The organism is Streptomyces sp. NPDC040622, from assembly GCF_055593965.1.
Genome location: NZ_JBVIXD010000007.1, coordinates 211,451 through 231,218, shown reverse-complemented (window position 1 = coordinate 231,218; position 19,768 = coordinate 211,451). Strand labels below are relative to the sequence as shown.

Below are 19,768 nucleotides of genomic sequence, written 5' to 3'. Positions count from 1 at the left end.
TCCGGCCCCCGGGCCTCGCACGGCGTCCGTCTCCGGCTCCGCCGGGTTCGTCCTCAAGCGCCGGACGGGCTTGAGGGGTCGTCGCCGGGCGCCGGGCGGGTTCGCGGCGCCCGCCGCGCCATCCACGCGGCGACCACCGCCCCCGAGACGTTGTGCCACACGGAGAACACCGCCGAGGGCAGCGCCGCGAGCGGGCTGAAGTGGGCCGTGGCCAGGGACGCCGCGAGGCCCGAGTTCTGCATGCCGACCTCGAAGGCCATCGCCCGCGAGGCCGGCGGACCGAGCCGGGCCAGCTTGCCCGCGCCGTAGCCGAGCGCGAGACCGAGCCCGTTGTGCAGGAACACGGCGAGGAACACCAGAGCCGCGGCCGACTTGATGGCCGCGGCACTGCCCGCGACGACGATCGCCACGATCGCGGCGATGGTCAGCGCCGACAGCCAGGGCAGCGCGCCGAGCACCCGGTCGAGGTACCGCCCGAAGAGCAGCCGTACGACCAGGCCCGCGAGGACCGGCAGCAGCACGGTCTTCAGGATGTCGGTGACCATCGAGCCCGCGTCGACGGGCAGGTACTCGCCCGCGAGCAGCAGCGTCAGGGGCGGCGTGACCAGCGGTGCGAGGACGGTCGACACGGTGGCGACCGACACGGACAGCGCCACGTCGCCGCGCGCCAGATAGGTCACGACGTTGGACGCCGTGCCGCTCGGCGCGCAGCCCACCAGGATGACGCCGGCCGCCAACTGGGGTGACAGGCCGAGCGCGTGGGCGATGACCCAGCCGAGCCCCGGCATGATCACGTAATGCGCGACGAGGCCGAGCGCGACGGCCCAGGGCCGCTTGACGACACCCTGGAAGTCCAGCGGGGTCATGGTCAGACCCATGCAGAACATCACCACGCCCAGCAGGTACGGGACGTTCGTGCCCCAGTCCGCGAAGGCGTCCGGCACCACGAGGCCGAGGGCGCCTGCGGCCAGGACGAGGACGGGGAAGACGGTGACGGCACGGCGCGCGGCCTTGTCGGCCGGGTCCGTCCCGCCGGCCGGAGGGGTGGTCGTCTGTTCGGATTGCACGGCGCGATGCAACGCCCCGGCCGTACACGCGTGCAACCCCGTCTCGGTATGTGGTCGCTACACGAAGCTCGGGGCCGGGCGGTGTCAGGCGGCGCTGGGCGGCAGCGGCAGGGGGAGTCCGGGAAGCCCGTCGATGCTGTGGGCGATGTGCTCCTTCTTGGTGAAGTACGCGTTGAGCGAGGCGTCGTCCTCCCGCGCGAAGCGCTTGCCGTGCAGGTCGCGGTCCTCGTCGTACGTCATGAAGGGCACCGCGTAGCCGCAGGTGTCGCGGATGAGACCGGCCGTCACGACGACGACGGCGCGCAGGCCGTGGCGGGTCGGGTCGATGCCGGGGAAGTGGCCGAGCAGCCCGGCGAAGCGCGGGTCGTCGCGGAAGACGGGCTCGCCGCGGCCGTGCACGCGCACGATGTTGGGCGGCCCCTGGAAGGCGCACCACATGAGCGTGATGCGGCCGTTCTCCCGCAGGTGGGCAATGGTCTCGGCGTTGCTGCCCGCGAAGTCCAGGTAGGCCACGGTGCGTTCGTCGACCACCGCGAAGGAGCCCTTGAGGCCTTTGGGGGAGAGGTTGATCGTGCCGTCGTCGGCGAGGGGCGCGGTCGCCGTGAAGAACATGGGCTGTTCCTCGATGAAGGTGCGGAGCCTGCCGTCTATGCGTGCGTAGGTCTTTCCCATGTCTAACGATTATTCGCGCGGATCCTTTCGCTGTCTAACCCTTTCCCTCCCTAACCATCTCGGCCGCCGACCCTCTCGGCGATTGACGAAACATACGGTGGAATGCATACTCATGCATGACAGCGCAGGGGACAGCGCAGGGAACACCCCGCGAACGCACCGCCAAGGAGGGCCCGTGAGAGAGCGCGTCGTACTCGCCTACTCGGGCGGCCTCGACACCTCCGTCGCCATCGGCTGGATCGCCGAGGAGACGGGCGCCGAGGTCATCGCCGTCGCCGTGGACGTCGGCCAGGGCGGCGAGGACCTGGACGTCATCCGCAAGCGCGCGCTCGCCTGCGGTGCCGTCGAGGCCGAGGTGGCCGACGCCAAGGACGAGTTCGCCGAGGAGTACTGCCTCCCGGCGATCAAGGCCAACGCCCTCTACATGGACCGCTACCCGCTGGTCTCCGCCCTCTCGCGCCCCGCCATCGTCAAGCACCTGGTGGCCGCGGCCCAGAAGCACGGCGCGGGCACGGTCGCCCACGGCTGCACCGGCAAGGGCAACGACCAGGTGCGCTTCGAGGCCGGCATCGTCGCCCTCGCCCCCGAGCTCACCTGCATCGCCCCCGTCCGCGACTACGCGATGACCCGGGACAAGGCGATCGCCTTCTGCGAGGAGAAGCGGCTCCCGATCGCCACCAGCAAGAAGTCCCCGTACTCCATCGACCAGAACGTCTTCGGACGGGCCGTCGAGACGGGCTTTTTGGAGGACATCTGGAACGCGCCGACCGAGGACATCTACGCGTACACCTCGAACCCCGCCGTACCGCGCGAGGCCGACGAGGTCGTCATCTCCTTCAAGGAGGGTGTCCCGGTCGCCGTCGACGGCAGGCCCGTCAGCGTGCTCCAGGCGATCCAGCAGCTCAACGAGCGCGCGGGCGCCCAGGGCGTCGGCCGGATCGACATGGTCGAGGACCGCCTCGTCGGCATCAAGTCCCGCGAGGTGTACGAGGCTCCCGGTGCGATCGCCCTCATCACCGCCCACCAAGAGCTGGAGAACGTCACCGTCGAGCGGGAACTGGCCCGCTACAAGCGCCAGGTCGAGCAGCGCTGGGGCGAACTGGTCTACGACGGTCTGTGGTTCTCTCCGCTCAAGCGGGCCCTGGACGGCTTCATCGAGGAAGCCGACCAGTACGTCACCGGCGACATCCGGATGACCCTGCACGGCGGACGTGCCGTCGTGACCGGCCGGCGCTCCAGCGAGTCCCTCTACGATTTCCACCTCGCCACCTACGACTCGGGCGACACGTTCGACCAGTCCAAGGCGCAGGGTTTCATCGAGATCTTCGGTCTTTCGTCGAAGATTGCCGCACGGCGCGGGGCACGGGCCCAGCCCGGCCGGCATCCAGCGCCCCCGCATTTCCCGCAACAGCCTTGAGGAGCACGTGCAGTGAGCAGCAACAACGGCGGTGACGTCCGGCTCTGGGGCGGACGGTTCGCCGACGGGCCCGCAGAGGCCCTGGCGAAGCTGTCGGCCTCGGTCCACTTCGACTGGCGCCTCGCGCCGTACGACATCGCCGGATCCCGCGCCCACGCGCGCGTGCTCCACACGGCGGGCCTGCTCACCGAGGACGAGCTGAGCGGCATGCTCGCCGGGCTCGACCGCCTGGAGGCCGACGTGGCCGACGGCTCGTTCGTCGGCACCGTCGCCGACGAGGACTGCCACACCGCGCTGGAACGGGGCCTGCTGGAGCGGGTCGGCCCCGACCTCGGCGGCAAGCTGCGGGCCGGCCGGTCCCGCAACGACCAGGTGGCGACGCTCTTCCGGATGTACCTGCGCGACCACGCCCGGACCATCGGCGGCCTGCTCGCCGAGCTGCAGGACGCGCTCGTGGGGCTCGCCGAGGCGCACCCCGACGTCGCCATGCCGGGGCGCACCCATCTGCAGCACGCCCAGCCGGTGCTCTTCGCGCACCACGTCCTCGCGCACGTCCAGTCGCTGTCCCGGGACGCGGAGCGGCTGCGGCAGTGGGACACGCGCACGGCCGTGTCGCCGTACGGCTCGGGCGCGCTGGCCGGTTCCTCCCTCGGCCTCGACCCGGAGGCGGTCGCGCGGGACCTCGGCTTCGAGCACGGCAGTGTGGGCAACTCCATCGACGGCACGGCCTCCCGTGACTTCGTCGCGGAGTTCACCTTCATCACCGCGATGATCGGTGTGAACCTCTCCCGCATCGCCGAGGAGGTCATCATCTGGAACACGAAGGAGTTCTCCTTCGTCACCCTCCACGACGCCTTCTCGACCGGCTCCTCGATCATGCCGCAGAAGAAGAACCCGGACATCGCCGAGCTGGCGCGCGGCAAGTCGGGCCGCCTCATCGGCAACCTCACGGGCCTGATGGCGACACTCAAGGCGCTCCCGCTCGCGTACAACCGCGACCTTCAGGAGGACAAGGAGCCGGTCTTTGACTCCTGCGACCAGCTGGAGCTCCTGCTGCCCGCCTTCACCGGCATGATGGCGACGCTCACCGTCCACCGCGAGCGCATGGCGGAGCTGGCCCCGGCCGGCTTCTCGCTCGCCACCGACATCGCCGAGTGGCTGGTCAAGCAGGGCGTGCCGTTCCGTGTCGCGCACGAGGTCGCGGGCGAGTGCGTGAAGGTCGCGGAGGGCGAGGGCAAGGAGCTCGACGACCTCACCGACGAGCAGTTCGCGAAGATCTCCGAGCACCTCACCCCCGAGGTGCGCACCGTCCTGAACGTGCCGGGCGCGCTGGCCTCCCGCAGCGGCCGGGGCGGCACCGCGCCCTCGGCCGTCGCCGTCCAGCTCGCCGAGGTCAAGGCGGACCTGTCGGTCCAGAAGGAGTGGGCGGGCGCCCGCAAGTGACCGTCACAGGCGCCTGTCCTCAGGTGCCTGTCCACAGGTGACCGCCGACAAGTGACCGCTCAGAGGTGACAAAAGGGCGTCGCGGGTTACGTTGACGGGGAGATCCCCTACGACGAGGAGCCCGCGATGTCCTTCGCCCGGCTGGCCGAAGCCACGACCCCGACCGCGCACCTGGGGCTCGGTCTCGCCGCCGTCGGCAGGCCCGGCTACATCACCCTGGGCCGGGAGAGCGACCTGCCGCACTCCCGCAGCGTCGAGGCGCTGCGCGAACGCGCCTTCGAACTCCTCGACGCCGCCTACGCCTCGGGCGTCCGCTACCTCGACGTGGCGCGCTCGTACGGCAGGGCCGAGGAGTTCCTCGCCGACTGGCTGCGGGCCAGGCCCGACATCCGTGACGTCGTCGTCGGCAGCAAGTGGGGCTACACCTACACGGCGGACTGGAGCGCGGACGCCGAGGGCCCGCACGAGGTCAAGGACCACAGCGTGGCGGCGTACGACCGCCAGCGCGCGGAGAGCGCCGAGCTGCTCGGCGACCGGCTCGACCTCTACCAGGTGCACTCCGTGACGCCCGAGAGCCCCGCGCTCACCGACAAGGAGCTGCACGCCCGCCTCGCCGGGCTCGCGGCCGACGGCGTCACGGTCGGCCTCTCCGTGAGCGGCCCCGCACAGGCGGCCGCGATCCGCGCGGCCCTCGCCGTGACCGTCGACGGCGAGCCGCTCTTCCGCACCGTCCAGGCGACGTACAACATCCTGGAGACCTCGGCGGGCCCCGCGCTCGCCGAGGCACACGACGCGGGGCTGACCGTGCTCGTCAAGGAGGGCATGGCCAACGGGCGGCTGGCGGGACCGTACGCGCCGACCCAGCTGCGCGAGGTCGCCGAGGAGACCGGACTCGGCTGCGACGCCGTGGCGCTCGCCGTCCTCCTCGCGGAGCCGTGGGCGGGCGTGGTCCTGTCCGGCGCGGCCACCTCGGTCCAGCTCGTCTCCAACCTGCACGCCGCCGCCGTCGACCTGGACGCCGGGCAGCTGGAGCGGCTCGTGGGACTCGCGCAGGACCCGGCCGCGTACTGGGAGGGCCGCGCGCGGCTGCCCTGGAACTGACACCGCGCCGGGGCCGCGCGGGACCTGACGCGGAGAACGCGTGAGACGCATATGTCTCAAGCGGTCTAGACTTGTCTCATGTCAGTCGATCGCGAACAGGTCCTGCGCGGCGCCGCGGCCCTGCTCACCCGCAAGGCCACCGCCACGATGGACGAGGTGGCCCGCGCCGCGGGCATCAGCAGAGCGACCCTCCACCGCCACTTCGCGGGCCGCGACGCGCTCGTACGCGCCCTCGAAGAACTCGGCCTCCAGGAGTGCGAGGCCGCCCTCGACCGGGCCGGGATCGACGACGGCAGCGCGAGCGACGCGCTGCGCCGCCTGATCGCCGAGATCGAACCCGCCGCCGGACTCCTCGCCTTCCTCGTCACCGAGAACCAGCTCTTCGAGGGCGAGGAGCAGAACGAGGGCTGGGCCCGCCTGGACGCCCACGTCTCCGCGCTCTTCCGGCGCGGCCAGGAGAACGGCGAGTTCCGCATCGACCTGACGCCCGCCTGGCTGACCGAGGCGCTCTACGGCCTCGTAGGCTCCGGCGCCTGGGCCGTGCAGGACGGCCGGGTGGCCGCAAACGACTTCTCGTACATGATCGCCGAGCTGCTGATCGGCGGCGCACAGCGGAGAGTGGACTCATGACCAGCACCCACCGGCACAGCGCGGCGCCGGAAGCCGAACGCAGCCCCGGCCGCTGGCTCGCGCTCGCCGTCCTCGCGCTGGCCGTCCTCCTGGTCGCCGTCGACGCGACCGTGCTCGGCCTGGCGACGCCGTACATCAGCGAGGACCTCAAGCCCTCCGGCACCCAGCTGCTGTGGATCGGCGACGTCTACTCCTTCGTCATCGCGGGACTGCTCGTCTCCATGGGCAGCCTCGGCGACCGCATCGGCCGCAAGAAGCTGCTGCTCACCGGAGCTGTCGCCTTCGGCGCGGTGTCGGTCCTCAACTCCTACGCCACCAGCCCCGAACTGATGATCCTCGCCCGCGCGCTGCTCGGTGTGGCGGGCGCGACGCTCATGCCGTCCACGCTGGCGCTGATCCGCAACATCTTCCACGACCCGCGCGAGCGCAGCCTCGCCGTCGGCATCTGGGGCGCGATGGCGTCCGCGGGCGCGGCCGTCGGGCCCGTCGTCGGCGGCTTCCTGCTCGAACACTTCTGGTGGGGCTCGGTCTTCCTCATCAACCTGCCGGTGATGGCCGTGCTCGTGATCGTCGGCATCAAGTTCCTGCCCGAGTCCAAGAACCCGGCACCCGGTCCCTGGGACCTGATCAGCGTCGCGCTCTCCCTCATCGGCATGATCGCCGTGGTGTACGCCATCAAGGAGGCGGCCGCGCACGGCATGCGCTGGGACGTGGCCGCGTCCGCCGTCGTGGGCGTCGCCGCGCTCACCTGGTTCGTACGCCGCCAACTCACGCTCGCCGCGCCGCTCCTGGACATGCGGCTGTTCCGCAACCGCGGCTTCTCCGGGGCGGTCCTCGCCGACCTGCTGACCGTCCTCGGCCTCTCCGGCCTGGTCTTCTTCCTCTCCCAGTTCCTGCAACTCGTCCAGGGCAGACGACCGTTCGAGGCGGGCCTCGCGGAACTTCCCGCGGCGGTGGGAGCGGTGGCGGCGGGGCTGATCGCGGGCATAGTGGCCCGGCGCTTCTCCGTCCGGATCGTGGTCGCGGGCGGCCTCGCCGCGGTGGGCCTCTCCCTCGCCGCGCTCACGGGGCTGAGCCAGAGCACGGGCTATCCGCTCCTCGGCGCGTCGCTCCTGGTCGTCGGTGTCGGCGCGGGCTTCTCGTTCACCGTGACCGCCGACGTCATCCTCTCCAGCGTCCCCAAGGAACAGGCCGGCGCGGCCTCCGCGGTCTCCGAGACGGCGTACGAACTGGGCGCGGCCCTCGGCATCGCCCTGCTCGGCTCCATCGTCACCGGCGTCTACCGCGACTTCACCGCCCCACCCGGCACGCCGCCCGACGTCGCGTCGGCCGCGCACGAATCACTCGGCGGCGCGGTGGAGTCGGTGTCGGCGCTGCCGCCCAAGGACGCGGAGGTCCTGCTCACGGCGGCCCAGGACGCCTTCGTGGACGGCCTGCGCCTGGCGGCGGGCGTCGGCGCGGCGGTCCTCCTGGCGACGGCCGCGGTGGCCTGGTTCCTCCTGAAGGGCCAGAAACTCGAGGACGGCCTGGAGCACTGACGCGCCGCCGGGGGTGCGGTCACCAGGTTGCCCCGCGCCCCCGCCGGGGCCTCGCGGTCCGTCGCCCGGGCCCCGCCGCGGCTGAGCGCGCAGTTCCCCGCGCCCCTGGGGCCGCTGTGGTCGGTCGTGTCGTTCGGCTGTGGGGCCATCGTGGCTGAGCGCGCCGTTCCCCGCGCCCCTCACGAGGTCCGGGCGACGGCGCCGGGTTGGCAGGTGAGGGGCGCGGGGAACTGCGCGGCCGGCCACGGGTGACCCGCAGTCGACACGCAGGCGGCAGGGGAGGGCCCCGGTGCCGGGCCGGGAAGCGCGGAACGCCCGCCCCGGCGCCGGGGAAAATCCCTCAGCACCGGTGCGGGCGCACCGAAAAACCGTTACCCGGGCGGCTACGCCGCCTTCGCCTTGGTCGCGTACATGTCCACGTACTCCTGGCCCGACAGCAACATGACCTCCGTCATCACGGAGTCCGTCACCGCGCGCAGCACATAGCGGTCGCGGTCCATCCCGTCGTACCGGGAGAACTCCATCGCCTCGCCGAAGCGGACCGTCACCTTGCCGGGACGCGGCAGGCCCTTGCCGCCCGGCTGGAGCTTGTCCGTGCCGATCATCGCGAACGGCACGACGGGCGCGCCGGTCATCAGGGTGAGCCGCGCGATGCCCGTACGGCCCCGGTACAGCCGGCCGTCGGGGGAGCGCGTGCCCTCGGGGTAGATGCCGAAGACCTTGCCGTCGTCGAGGATGCGCCGTCCGGTCATCAGCGCCGCGACACCGCCGCGCCCGCCGTCGCGGTCCACCGGGATCATGCCGACGCCCGTGAAGAACCACGCCATGAGGCGGCCCTTGAGGCCCTTGCCGGTGACGTACTCGTCCTTGCCGATGAAGTACACGGGGCGATTGGCGACGAGCGGCATGATCATCGAGTCGATGAACGTCAGGTGGTTTCCGGCCAGAATGACGGGCCCGGTCCCCGGAATGTTCTCGGCGCCTTCTACCCGTGGGCGGAACATCAGGCGCAAGATCGGTCCGAGCACTGCCTTGATGAGCGCTAGACGGGACAACAGGCCCTCCGGTGTCAACGGGTCGACGACGAGTAAGTGCAGGTGAGGACGATACTCGCGGGCCGCCGCCATTTGCACATCGGGTTCATGCACTCGATACGCAGTGTTGACCTGACTTTGCACGACCTTGCCCGGGGGCGTCTCCTTTGTGGCGACCGTATCCCCGCGCGGCGGCTGTGGCCCGAACCAGTGGTCCTTGTCACGCGCGCACTTCACTCTCGGTGGCGGCCTGCGTACACGGGCTGCCACCTCCATGGTGCGCCCACTCGCCACGCCGCGTCATCCCGCCGTTCCTTCAGGGGTCTCCCACACGTCACTCCCGGCCACCTACGATCGTCCCGCTTTGTCAGGTGCAAGGCAGCAGTACATCGGGAGGAGCGCCAATGGCGACGCAGGAGTCGGGTCAGCAGCAGCCGGGGACGAGCCCGGGCCGGCGGGCGGTACTGGGGGCCGCGGTCCTCGGCGCGGGCACGGCCGTGGCGGGAGTGCCCGGCGTGGCAAGAGCCGGCGAGCGGCACGGCGGTGGGCACGGCGGACACGGCGGATACACGTCCCTGCCGGTGCCGACGATCGTCGCGCACCGGGGCACCAGCGGCTACCGGCCCGAGCACACGCTCGGCTCGTACCAGCTCGCCCTCGACATGGGCGCGCACGTCATCGAGCAGGACGTCGTGCCCACCAAGGACGGCCATCTCGTATGCCGTCACGAGAACGACATCACCGCGACGACGGACGTCTCGGCGCACCCCGAGTTCGCGTCCCGCAAGACCACCAAGTCCGTGGACGGCGTCTCGCTCACCGGCTGGTTCACCGAGGACTTCACGCTCGCCGAGCTGAAGACGCTGCGGGCCAAGGAGCGCATCCCCGGCACCCGCCAGCGCAACACCCTCTACGACGGCCGCTGGGAGGTGCCCACCCTCGAAGAGGTCCTGAGGTGGGCGGAGAAGGAGGGGCGCAGGCGCGGCAAGCCGGTCTGGCTGCACATCGAGACCAAGCACCCCACGTACTTCCGCAAGCTGGGCCTGGGCCTGGAGGAGCCGCTGGCCAAGCTCCTGCGCCGCTTCGGCCGGCACAAGAAGAACTCGCCGAACTTCCTGCAGTCCTTCGAGCCCGGCAGCATCCAGCGCCTGGCCAAGCTGGTCTCGGCGCCCCGCGTCGTGCTCCTGTCCACCGCGAACTCCCGCCCCTGGGACTTCGTCGAGGCGGGCGACCCGCGCACCGTCGCCGACCTGATCAAGCCCAAGGGCCTGGAGTGGATGTCCGGCTTCGCGCAGGGCATCGGCCCGACCCTCGACCTGGTCATCCCCAAGAAGGCCGACGGCAGCCTCGGCACCCCGACCACGCTGGTCGAGGACGCGCACGCGGCGGACCTGATCCTGCACCCGTACACGATGCGCAACGAGAACACCTTCCTGCCCACGAACTTCAAGAAGGGCACCGACCCGAACGCCTACGGAGACGCCTTCGGCGCGTTCAAGGCGTACTTCGAGACGGGCATCGACGGGATCTTCTCCGACAACTGCGACACCGCCCTGCTCGCGGCAGCGGACTTCGCGCGGGACTGACCCGGCGCGCGGACGGGCGGCCGGTGTGCGTCAACGGCCGGCCGCCCGGACCCGGTTGGGGTGAGAGGCGGCCGCCGCGGAAACCTCGGGGCGCGGCGGCCGCGTCCCGCCGTGCATGACGTACGACCTCGTCCCCACCCTCATCCCCACGCTGCGCCCGCTGCTCGCCGCCGAGGCCTCCGCCGAGGCGCTCGGCTCCGGCGCGGACCCCGGCGACCTCGAACAGGCCGTCTGGCTGCGCCTGCTGGAACACCTGGAGTCCGACGGGCCGCCCGCCGACCCGGCGCTGTGGCTGCGCGGCGCCGTCCGCTCCGAGGCGCGCCGCACCCGGCGAACGGGCCGGCACGAGGCGGCCTACGCGTCCGAGCCCGCCGACGACACCGAGCTCGGCCCCGAAGAGCGCGCCCTGACCGCCGACCGGCACCGCACCCTGCACGCGGCGGTACGCAGACTCCCCGGCCGCTGCCCCCGTCTCATGGCCGCGCTGCTGTCCCCCGAGGACCTCACCTATCGGGAAATCGCAGGGGAGTTGGGAATGTCACAGGGGAGCCTGGGGCCGGAACGTTCCCGATGCCTGGGATGCCTGCGCAGAATGCTGGCGGCGGAGGTTGCGGCTCCTGCACCGTGGGGAATGGAGCGTTAGACAACCGGTGGAGCAGGTGAGCGGGAGGCATGCACACATGGGCATGAGCGTGACCATCTCGGCAGCGGCGGCAGACGACCAGGACGCCGCCGAGCAGATCCTGAAACTGCAGTACCTCTGCTACCAGAGCGAGGCCGAGATCTACGGCGACTACTCGATCGAACCCCTGACCCAGACCCTCGCGTCCCTGAGGGCGGAAATGGCCGCGGGTACCGTCCTGGTGGCGCGCCTCGGTGACGAGGTGGTGGCCTCCGTGCGCGGCACGGTCGACGTCGACGGCACGGCGCGGATCGGCAAGCTCATCGTCCACCCCCGGATGCAGCGGCACGGGCTGGGAGGCCGGCTCCTCGACGCGGTGGAGCGCCGGCTGGGCGCGGAGGGCGGCGCGAAGTGCTTCCAGCTCTTCACCGGCCACCGCAGCGAGCAGAACCTCCAGCTCTACCGCAAGCACGGGTACGCGGCCGTGAGCACCCAGCGGGTGAACGAGCGGCTCACCCGCGTCACCCTCGCCAAGGACGTCGACGCGGGCGCGTTCGTGACCAGCGCGTAGGCACTCGCCGGGACGCGCCCCTCACCGGCCCTGGGGGGCGCTCGCCCTGCGCGCCCTGTTCAGCCAGAAGATCGCGGTCACCGGCAGGATCACCGGGATGAAGAGGTAGCCCATCCCGAAGTCCGACCACACCGTGGCGTCCGGGAAGGCGGACGGCTCCACCAGCGTCCAGGTCCCCACCCCGAGCACCCCGACCAGCTCGGCGGCGCAGCACACCAGCGCCGCCGTGCGGGCCGTGGAACCGCCGCGCACCAGCGAGTACGTGATGAAGCCGTAGACGAGGCCCGCGAGCGCGGACAGCGAGTAGGCGAGCGGGGCCTTGTCGAAGTCCGTGGAGATCTGCACGGCCGAACGGGACACGGCGCCGACCACCATCACCCCGTACAGCCACACCAGCAGGATGCCGGGGCCCGTGATCAGCTTCTGGCGCGCGGGGGAGCCGTCCCGCTCCGCCGCGTCGTTCCCGTCGGAACCGGTCACCGCCACCTCAGCCTTCCCAGATGTCGTAGAGCCGCACTTCGAGCACGGCGAGGACCACGCCGCCCGCGGCGACCGTCAGGGAGCCCCAGCGGCTGCGCTCGGCGAGCGACATGAAGCCCGCGGCGGGCACGCAGGCGAAGGCCCCGAGCAGGTACGACACGAAGATCGTGGTGCCTTGGTCCGCCTCCTCGCCGCGCGCGAGCAGGACGATGCCGACGACCAGCTGGACGGCGGCCAGCAGGGTCACCACGCCCATGCCGATGAAGTGCCAGTCCTTGGTCGGCTGGTCGCGGTACGCGGCGAAACCGCACCAGGCGGCGAGGGCGAGCGCGGCCACGGAGACCGCGATCGTCAGGGCATCAACCATGCCCGTGACTTTATTACGGGCCCTTCGGCCCGCCGCGCGCGGCCCTTGGGGCCTGCCCGGGGCGGGCCCGCGGCCCTCGCCGACCGCCCCTTCGCCCGGTGCGCGCTCCCCGGGAACGGCACGTACGCTCGGTCACCATGAAGATCCACGCTGACGCGCTCCTGTTCGACAACGACGGCACCCTCATCTCCTCCATGGAGTCGGTGTACCGCTGCTGGACCCGGTGGGCGCAGGAGTACGGGATCACCGCCGAGGCGTTCGCCGCGGTGGAGCTGCACGGCCGGCCGGCCGCCGAGATCGCCGCCGACCTGCTGCCCCCGGAGAAGGTCGCCGAGGCCGTCACCCGCATCGAGGAGCTCGAGGTCTCCGACGTCGCGGGCGGCGTCGTGCTGCTGCCCGGCACGCGCGAGCTCCTGGAGTCCCTGCCCGTCGAGCGCTGGGCCGTGGTGACCTCCGCGACCCGTGCCCTGGCCGAGGCCCGCCTCGCCGAGGTCGGCATCCGCCCCGGCCTCGTCATCGCCGCCGACGACATCACGCGCGGCAAGCCCGACCCGTCGCCCTTCCTCCTCGCGGCCGACAAGCTCGGCGCCGACCCCGCGCGCTGCGTGGTGTTCGAGGACGCGCCGGCCGGCCTCCAGGCGGGCCGGGCCGCGGGCATGACCACCGTGGCGTTGGCCACAACCCACCAGGCCGCCGAGCTCTCCGCCGACGTCGTGGTCAAGGACCTCTCCGCCGTGTCCGCGCAGGCCACGGCGGGTGGCGTGGAGATCGTGCTCGCCGACTGAGCCACCCGCCCCGCGTGTCCGCCGCCGTCCCAGCGCTGTCCGTATACCGGACAGCGATGGTGGACGGCCACCTCACGCGTGTTTTACTTGCACCATGACCACGACGAGCAGCCGCACCCTTGCGACCGAGGCGATCACGACGCCCGGTGCTCGTTGTATGTGTCGAATGTGCGCCTTCTGAGGGCCCCCGCACCACCTCTGAGCCTCGCGCCCCGAAGCGAAGCCGCTGTGCCGCGTTCCTGACCGACGTACTCGACGAGGTCGAACAGTCGACGTAGGAAGCGAGCCTGCCCCGCGCACACGTCCTCCGGTTCCCCGCCCCACCACCGCGAGAACCGTGCCGCGTTCCGAACGAATGCCCCGTGCCCGGCCACACCCGCGCCGCGCACTCGACAGTGACGGAATCCCCTGTGATCACCACTTCCGGCCTCACCAAGGTCTACCGCTCACGCGGTCGTGAAGTAACCGCCCTCGACGGAGTCGACCTGCACGTCCGCGAGGGTGAGGTGTACGGCGTCATCGGCCAGTCCGGCGCCGGCAAATCCTCCCTGATCCGCTGCGTCAACCTCCTGGAGCGCCCCACCTCCGGCACCGTGACCGTCGCGGGCCAGGACCTCACCGCCCTCGCGGGACGCGGACCGCGGGCGGGCAAGGAACTGCGCCGGGCCCGCAACCGCATCGGCATGGTCTTCCAGCACTTCAACCTGCTGTCCTCGCGCACCGTGCAGGACAACGTCGAGCTGCCCCTGGAGATCCTCGGCCTCAGCGGTCAGGAGCGCTCCCGCAAGGCCCTCGAACTCCTCGACCTGGTCGGCCTCGCCGACAAGGCGAGGTCCTACCCGGCCCAGCTCTCCGGCGGCCAGAAGCAGCGCGTCGGCATCGCCCGCGCGCTGGCCGGCGACCCGAAGGTGCTGCTCTCCGACGAGGCGACCAGCGCGCTGGACCCCGAGACCACCCGCTCCATCCTCCAGCTCCTGCGCGACCTCAACCAGCAGCTCGGCCTGACCGTCCTGCTCATCACGCACGAGATGGACGTCGTCAAGAGCGTCTGCGACTCCGCCGCCCTGATGGAGCGCGGGCAGATCATCGAGTCCGGCACGGTCAGCGAACTGCTCGCGACGCCCGGCTCCGAGCTCGCCGCCGCGCTCTTCCCCGTCAGCGGCGAGCCCACCGGCGAGGACCGCACCGTCGTCGACGTGACCTTCCACGGCGAGGCCGCGACCCAGCCGGTCATCTCCCAGCTGTCGCGCACGTACAACATCGACATCTCGATCCTCGGCGCCGCGATGGACACCGTCGCGGGCAAGCAGGTCGGCCGCATGCGCATCGAACTGCCCGGCCGCTTCGAGGAGAACGTCGTACCGATCGGCTTCCTGCGCGAGCAGGGCCTGCAGGTGGACATCGCGGGCGAAGACCCCGCGACCACGCCGAAGGACACCACGCTGCTGGTCAAGGAAGGTGCCAAGTGACCTGGTCGGAGATGCAGCCCCTGCTGGAGCAGGCGTGTTGGGACACCCTCTACATGGTGGGCTGGTCGACGCTGATAGCCATCGTCGCCGGACTGCCCATCGGCATCCTGCTCATCCTCACCGAGCGCGGCGGGCTCCTGCAGAACGCACTGCTCAACAAGGTGCTCGGGCAGATCGTGAACATCGTCCGCTCGATGCCCTTCATCATCCTGATGGTCGCCCTGATGGGCTTCACGCGCTGGGTCGTCGGCACCACCATCGGCCGTGAGGCCGCCCTCGTGCCGCTCGCCATCGGCGCCATCCCGTTCTTCGCGCGCCTGGTGGAGACCTCGGTCCGTGAGGTCGACGGCGGGCTCGTCGAGGCCGTGCAGTCGATGGGCGGCTCCACCTGGACCGTCGTGCGCAAGGTCCTCGTCCCGGAGTCGCTGCCCTCGCTGATCTCCGGTGCCACCACCACGGTCGTCGCCCTCATCGGCTACTCCGCGATGGCGGGCACGGTCGGCGGCGGCGGCCTGGGCGACCTGGCCCTGCGCTACGGCTACCAGCGCTTCGAGACCGAACTGATGTGGATCACCGTGGCGGTCCTCGCCGTGGTCATCTCGATCATCCAGTTCGCCGGTGACTACGCGGCCCGCAGGCTGCACAAGCGCGGCGGCGGCTCCGGTCCGCTGCTGCTCTTCCGTCCGCTGCGCGGCACGCTGCCCGGCAAGGTCGCCACCGAGTCGACCACCAAGACCGGCTGATCCGGCCCCACCGCAGACCTCCCCGCCACCCACGCGGGGCTGCACCACCGGCACCACCCATGGAGAAAGGCACTTTTCGTGCGTAACACCGCCAAGATCACCACCGCTGTCCTCGCCGCCGGAGCCCTCACTCTCGGGCTCTCCGCCTGCGGCTCCAAGGACTCCGCGGGCGACAAGGACGGCAAGCTCGTCGTCGCCGCGACCCCGACCCCGCAGGGCGAGATCCTGGACTACGTCCAGAAGAACCTCGCCAAGAAGGCCGGCCTCGACCTCGAGGTGAAGGAGTTCACCGACTACATCACGCCGAACAACGCGGTTCAGCAGGGTGAGGTCTTCGCGAACTACTTCCAGCACAAGCCGTACCTCGACGACTTCAACAAGAAGAACGGCACGGACATCGTGCCCGTCCCGGGAGCCACGGTTCACCTGGAGCCGCTCGGCGTGTACTCCAAGAAGGTCAAGAAGCTCGACGACCTGGAGAACGGCGCCACCGTCGCCATCCCGAACGACACCACCAACGAGGCACGCGCACTCAAGCTCCTCGAGGACAACGGCCTCATCGAGCTCAAGAAGGGCGCCGGCTACACGGCCACCCCCAAGGACATCGCCAAGAACCCCAAGAACATCAAGTTCAAGGAGCTCGAGGCCCCCGCGGTGCCCCGCACCCTGAGCGACGTCCAGGCCGCGGTGATCAACGGCAACTACGCCCTGGAGGCCAAGCCCGCGCTGAGCCCCGCCAAGGACGCCCTCGTCGCCGAGAAGGCCAAGGGCAACCCCTACGGCAACTTCCTCGCGGTGAAGAAGGGCGACGAGAACGACCCGCGCGTGAAGAAGCTCGCCAAGCTCCTCACCTCGCCCGAGGTCAAGAAGTTCATCGACGAGAAGTACGACGGCGCCGTCGTCGCGGCGTTCTGATCATGCGTACGTCCGTCATCGCCGCCGCGGCGGGGACCCTGGCCCTGAGCCTCGGCCTCACCGCGTGCGGCGGGGGCTCGGGGAACGGCGACAAGCTCGTCGTCGGCGCCACCCCGACCCCGGCCGGCGAAGTCCTCGCGTACATCCAGAAGGACCTCGCGAAGAAGGAGGGACTCGACCTCGAGATTCGGGAGTTCACGGACTACAACACGCCGAACACCGCGCTCCAGGAAGGCTCCCTCGACGCCAACCTGTACCAGCACACCCCGTATCTGACGGAGTTCAACAAGTCCAAGAAGACGGACCTGGTGCCCGTCACCGAGGTGTACCTGCCTCCGATGGGTGTGTACAGCAAGAAGGTCAAGGACGTCGGCGACCTGCCCAAGGGCGCGATCGTGGGCGTCCCGAACGACACGACCAACGAGGGCCGGGCGCTCCAACTGCTCGCCTCCGAAGGCGTCATCGGGCTCAAGAAGGGCGTCGGCGGCACCGCGACGCCCGAGGACATCACGTCCAACCCGAAGAAGCTCACCGTCAAGCCGCTCGACCCGGCGCAGCTGCCGCGCTCGCTCGACGACCTCGGCGGTGCGGTCATCAACAACAACTACGCGCTCGACGCCGGGCTCAGCCCCAAGAAGGACGCCGTCCTTTTGGAGTCCCCGAAGGACAACCCCTACAACAACGTCCTCGCCGTCAAGAAGGGCGACCAGGACGACCCGAAGGTCAGGAAGCTCGCGAAGCTGCTGACCTCGCCCGAAGTGAAGAAGTTCATCGAGGACAAGTACAAGGGGTCCGTCGTGCCCGTCGACGCGGGCTGAACCACCCGCCGCGCGTGCGATGCCCGCGCGGTGTCCCACGGGGTCCTCTCCCTCACCGGGAGAGGACCCCGTGGTGCGTCTGGGCCCGTGCATGCTGCATGCTGGGCACTTCAGAAGACCGAAAGGTGAAGGTCCTTCAGGTCTATGAAGGTTACGGAGCGGCGCATGACTACAGCCTCCTCGGGCGCACCGGGCTCTTCGGGCTCTTCGAGGCCTTCGGGTCTTCCCGACATCTCCATCAGCACGGAGCGGTTGGTGCTGCGCCCTCTCGAAGAGGCGGACGCCCCCGCGTACGCGGAGATGATGAACGACGAACTCGTCACCGCCTGGACCTCCGTGCCCCAGCCCTACACCGAGGCCGACGCCCTCGACTGGATCACCCGACTCGCCCCCGCCGAGCGCGTCGAGGGCCGCGGCATCGTCCTCGCCGTCACCGAGTTCCTCACCCAGCGCCTTGTCGGCATCATCCAACTCCGCGGCACCGACTGGCGGGTGCGCTCCACCGAGCTGAACTACGTCGTCGCCCCCTGGGCGCGCGGCGAGGGCTACGCGTCGGAGGCGGCGCTCGCCACCGCCCAATGGCTCTTCCACGACCAGAAGTTCGAGCGCATAGAACTGCGCACCGCCGCCGACAACACCGCCGCCCAGCAGGTCGCGCAGAAGATCGGCTGCATCAGCGAGGGCGTCCTGCGCGGCGCGTGGATAGCGCGCACGCGCAACGGCGGCGATCCCTTCGGCGGCTGGCTCGAGCTGCGCACCGACCTCATCGTGTGGAGCCTGCTCCCCGAGGACCTCGAAGGCGTCTCCGAGAGCCTCGCCGACAGCGGATTCTCGGCCTACTCCGACTGGAACTGACTCCGCGGCCCGCCGTCGGCCGAGCCCCTGCCCGTCCCGCCGGGCCGGCCGGCTCCCGGCCCCGGCCGCCGCAGGCTCCCAGCAGGTACGCTCGCCCCTGGCCGCGTGCGCGGTTGATCCTCACCAGCCACCACCGCCCCGCACTGACGACCCGCGAGAACCCAGGAGAGAGACGACGATGGCCGACCGGGTCACGGTGATCGGCTGGGACGGTACGCCGCTGACGGCCGCGGCACGCTCCGCGCTCAGCGCCGCGACGCTCGTGGCGGGCGCCGCCCACCACCTGGCACTGGACGAGCTCCCCGCCCGTGCCGAAAGGATCCGCCTGGGCAGCGTGGGCCTCGCCGCCCGCCGCATCGCCGCCCACCGCGGCACCGCCGTCGTCCTGGCCGACGGCGACCCCGGCTTCTTCGGCGTGGTCCGCACCCTGCGCGCCCCGGAATTCGGCCTGGAGGTCGAAGTGGTGCCCGCCGTCTCCTCCGTCGCCCAGGCCTTCGCCCGCGCGGGCATGCCCTGGGACGACGCCGAGGTCGTGGTCGCCCACCGCCGCACCCTGCGCCGCGCCGTGAACGTCTGCCGCGCCCACACGAAGGTCGCCGTCCTCACCTCGCCCGGCGCGGGGCCCGCCGAGCTCGGCCTGCTCATGGAGGGCGTCCACCGCACCTTCGTGATCTGTGAGGAGCTCGGCACCGAGCGCGAGCAGGTCTCCGTCGTCACCTCGGACAACGCGGCCGACCATGCCTGGCGCGACCCGAACGTGGTCATCGTCATCGGCGGCTCCGGCGCCACGGCCTCCCGCGACACCGGCTGGATCGCCGGGCGCGAACCGGCGGCCACCCCGCGCGGCTGGGCGCTGCCCGCGGCCGAGTACGGCGGTGACATCTGGCTCGGCGAGGGGGAGCACGACCGGCTGCGGGCCGCCCAACTCGCCCGCACGGGGCCGCGCGTGGGAGACCTCGTCTGGGACATCGGCTGCGGCAGCGGCGCCTTCACCGCGGAGGCCGCGCGCTTCGGTGCCGCCGTGATCGCCGTCGACCGCGACGCCGACGCCCTCGGCCGCACCACGGCCGCCGTCCGCCGCTTCGGGGTCCAGGCCCAGACCGTGCACGGCATCGCCCCGCACGTCCTCGAAGACCTGCCCGAACCCGATGTCGTACGCGTGGGCGGCGGGGGAGCCGCGGTGGTCTCCGCGGTCGCCGACCGCCGCCCGGAACGCATCGTGACGCATGCCGCGACACGCGACGCCGCCGAGCTGATCGGCAGGGATCTGAGCGAGCACGGATACGTCGTCGAATGCGCTCTCCTGCAGTCCGTCGAGCTCGACACACGGGTGTGGCGCGAGGAGAAGCGGACCGTGGCATTCCTGCTCTCGGGGCGTCTGCCCGACCGTTCCCCGTGACCCTGCCGGCGCACGGTGCGGGGTAGGCTGGCCGATCGTTGTACTGCACCCGGGTGCCCAGCAGTTCGTTGGTCAATGTCCGGAAAGCTCGCCCGTTTTTGGGTGGTGTGTGGTACGGCATGACCGGCTGGACGCGCAACGTGGCGCAGTCCACAGCGGGCCGTGGCCGATCAACCTGCCGCGGCGGCGGACCGACAGGGACAATGCCTGTTGTCCGGAGCGCGGTTCGTGCCGCGCGGCGCACACGCTCGTTGAG

Annotated in this window: 20 protein-coding genes; 15 read left to right on the top strand and 5 right to left on the bottom strand. The window is 71.1% G+C overall.

The window, feature by feature from the left end:
* Nucleotides 1–53: 53 nt before the first annotated feature.
* On the bottom strand, nucleotides 54–1,067 hold the full coding sequence (locus tag ACZ592_RS21585; protein ID WP_471583202.1) for a bile acid:sodium symporter family protein: 1,014 nt from the start codon (nucleotides 1,065–1,067) through the stop codon (nucleotides 54–56).
* A gap of 84 nt (nucleotides 1,068–1,151) precedes the next feature.
* Nucleotides 1,152–1,739 (bottom strand): pyridoxamine 5'-phosphate oxidase family protein, encoded by a 588-nt coding sequence (locus ACZ592_RS21580; protein ID WP_471583201.1) that lies wholly within the window; start codon nucleotides 1,737–1,739, stop codon nucleotides 1,152–1,154.
* 175 nt (nucleotides 1,740–1,914) lie between these two features.
* Between ACZ592_RS21580 and ACZ592_RS21575 the strand changes: the two genes are divergently transcribed.
* From ACZ592_RS21575 to ACZ592_RS21555, 5 genes are all read left to right on the top strand, one after another.
* A complete protein-coding gene (locus ACZ592_RS21575; protein ID WP_471583200.1) occupies nucleotides 1,915–3,156 on the top strand; it encodes an argininosuccinate synthase in 1,242 nt (413 codons plus the stop codon).
* Between the two features lie 12 nt (nucleotides 3,157–3,168).
* Complete coding sequence (gene argH / locus ACZ592_RS21570; protein ID WP_471583199.1) at nucleotides 3,169–4,599, top strand: argininosuccinate lyase; 1,431 nt, start codon at nucleotides 3,169–3,171, stop codon at nucleotides 4,597–4,599.
* A 126-nt stretch (nucleotides 4,600–4,725) separates the two neighbouring features.
* Nucleotides 4,726–5,700 carry an aldo/keto reductase gene (locus ACZ592_RS21565; RefSeq protein WP_471583198.1) on the top strand — a complete coding sequence of 325 codons (975 nt, stop codon included), beginning with the start codon at nucleotides 4,726–4,728 and terminating at the stop codon, nucleotides 5,698–5,700.
* Between the two features lie 78 nt (nucleotides 5,701–5,778).
* Complete coding sequence (locus ACZ592_RS21560; protein ID WP_471583197.1) at nucleotides 5,779–6,330, top strand: TetR/AcrR family transcriptional regulator; 552 nt, start codon at nucleotides 5,779–5,781, stop codon at nucleotides 6,328–6,330.
* Nucleotides 6,327–7,868, top strand: a complete 1,542-nt coding sequence (locus ACZ592_RS21555; protein ID WP_471583196.1) for an MFS transporter — start codon at nucleotides 6,327–6,329, stop codon at nucleotides 7,866–7,868. Before ACZ592_RS21560 ends, ACZ592_RS21555 begins: the two co-directional genes overlap by 4 nt.
* 383 nt (nucleotides 7,869–8,251) lie before the next feature.
* Here the strand turns inward: ACZ592_RS21555 and ACZ592_RS21550 are convergent, their stop codons facing one another.
* Entirely contained in the window at nucleotides 8,252–8,872 is a 621-nt protein-coding gene (locus ACZ592_RS21550) for a lysophospholipid acyltransferase family protein (RefSeq protein WP_471583195.1), read from the bottom strand.
* 434 nt (nucleotides 8,873–9,306) lie between these two features.
* On the opposite strand from ACZ592_RS21550, the gene ACZ592_RS21545 reads away from it, so the two are divergent.
* From ACZ592_RS21545 to ACZ592_RS21535, 3 genes are all read left to right on the top strand, one after another.
* Nucleotides 9,307–10,488 (top strand): glycerophosphodiester phosphodiesterase, encoded by a 1,182-nt coding sequence (locus ACZ592_RS21545; protein WP_471583194.1) that lies wholly within the window; start codon nucleotides 9,307–9,309, stop codon nucleotides 10,486–10,488.
* A gap of 115 nt (nucleotides 10,489–10,603) precedes the next feature.
* Nucleotides 10,604–11,131: an RNA polymerase sigma factor gene (locus tag ACZ592_RS21540; RefSeq protein ID WP_471583193.1), complete on the top strand. Its 528-nt coding sequence runs from the start codon at nucleotides 10,604–10,606 to the stop codon at nucleotides 11,129–11,131.
* A 37-nt stretch (nucleotides 11,132–11,168) separates the two neighbouring features.
* Nucleotides 11,169–11,681: a GNAT family N-acetyltransferase gene (locus tag ACZ592_RS21535; RefSeq protein WP_471583192.1), complete on the top strand. Its 513-nt coding sequence runs from the start codon at nucleotides 11,169–11,171 to the stop codon at nucleotides 11,679–11,681.
* Between the two features lie 21 nt (nucleotides 11,682–11,702).
* Here ACZ592_RS21535 and ACZ592_RS21530 read toward each other — a convergent pair whose 3' ends face one another.
* Together ACZ592_RS21530 and ACZ592_RS21525 are read right to left on the bottom strand one after the other, a co-directional pair.
* A complete protein-coding gene (locus ACZ592_RS21530; RefSeq protein ID WP_471583191.1) occupies nucleotides 11,703–12,161 on the bottom strand; it encodes a hypothetical protein in 459 nt (152 codons plus the stop codon).
* Between the two features lie 7 nt (nucleotides 12,162–12,168).
* On the bottom strand, nucleotides 12,169–12,528 hold the full coding sequence (locus ACZ592_RS21525; RefSeq protein WP_471583190.1) for a hypothetical protein: 360 nt from the start codon (nucleotides 12,526–12,528) through the stop codon (nucleotides 12,169–12,171).
* A 137-nt stretch (nucleotides 12,529–12,665) separates the two neighbouring features.
* On the opposite strand from ACZ592_RS21525, the gene ACZ592_RS21520 reads away from it, so the two are divergent.
* The 7 genes from ACZ592_RS21520 (at nucleotide 12,666) to cbiE (ending at nucleotide 19,512) form a co-directional block, all read left to right on the top strand.
* On the top strand, nucleotides 12,666–13,313 hold the full coding sequence (locus ACZ592_RS21520) for an HAD family hydrolase (RefSeq protein ID WP_471583189.1): 648 nt from the start codon (nucleotides 12,666–12,668) through the stop codon (nucleotides 13,311–13,313).
* Between the two features lie 410 nt (nucleotides 13,314–13,723).
* Complete coding sequence (locus ACZ592_RS21515; protein WP_471583188.1) at nucleotides 13,724–14,782, top strand: methionine ABC transporter ATP-binding protein; 1,059 nt, start codon at nucleotides 13,724–13,726, stop codon at nucleotides 14,780–14,782.
* Nucleotides 14,779–15,525 carry a methionine ABC transporter permease gene (locus ACZ592_RS21510; RefSeq protein ID WP_471583187.1) on the top strand — a complete coding sequence of 249 codons (747 nt, stop codon included), beginning with the start codon at nucleotides 14,779–14,781 and terminating at the stop codon, nucleotides 15,523–15,525. The genes ACZ592_RS21515 and ACZ592_RS21510 overlap by 4 nt, the downstream gene beginning before the upstream one ends.
* Nucleotides 15,526–15,603: 78 nt before the next feature.
* A complete protein-coding gene (locus tag ACZ592_RS21505; RefSeq protein ID WP_471583186.1) occupies nucleotides 15,604–16,440 on the top strand; it encodes a MetQ/NlpA family ABC transporter substrate-binding protein in 837 nt (278 codons plus the stop codon).
* Nucleotides 16,441–16,442: 2 nt separating this feature from the next.
* The gene (locus ACZ592_RS21500) at nucleotides 16,443–17,258 is read left to right on the top strand and encodes a MetQ/NlpA family ABC transporter substrate-binding protein (RefSeq protein WP_471583185.1); all 816 of its coding nucleotides are present in this window, start codon (nucleotides 16,443–16,445) and stop codon (nucleotides 17,256–17,258) included.
* A 165-nt stretch (nucleotides 17,259–17,423) separates the two neighbouring features.
* Nucleotides 17,424–18,113, top strand: coding sequence for a GNAT family N-acetyltransferase (locus tag ACZ592_RS21495; protein WP_471583184.1), 690 nt, complete (start codon nucleotides 17,424–17,426; stop codon nucleotides 18,111–18,113).
* A gap of 178 nt (nucleotides 18,114–18,291) precedes the next feature.
* The gene (cbiE, locus tag ACZ592_RS21490; RefSeq protein ID WP_471583183.1) at nucleotides 18,292–19,512 is read left to right on the top strand and encodes a precorrin-6y C5,15-methyltransferase (decarboxylating) subunit CbiE; all 1,221 of its coding nucleotides are present in this window, start codon (nucleotides 18,292–18,294) and stop codon (nucleotides 19,510–19,512) included.
* Nucleotides 19,513–19,768: the final 256 nt, after the last annotated feature.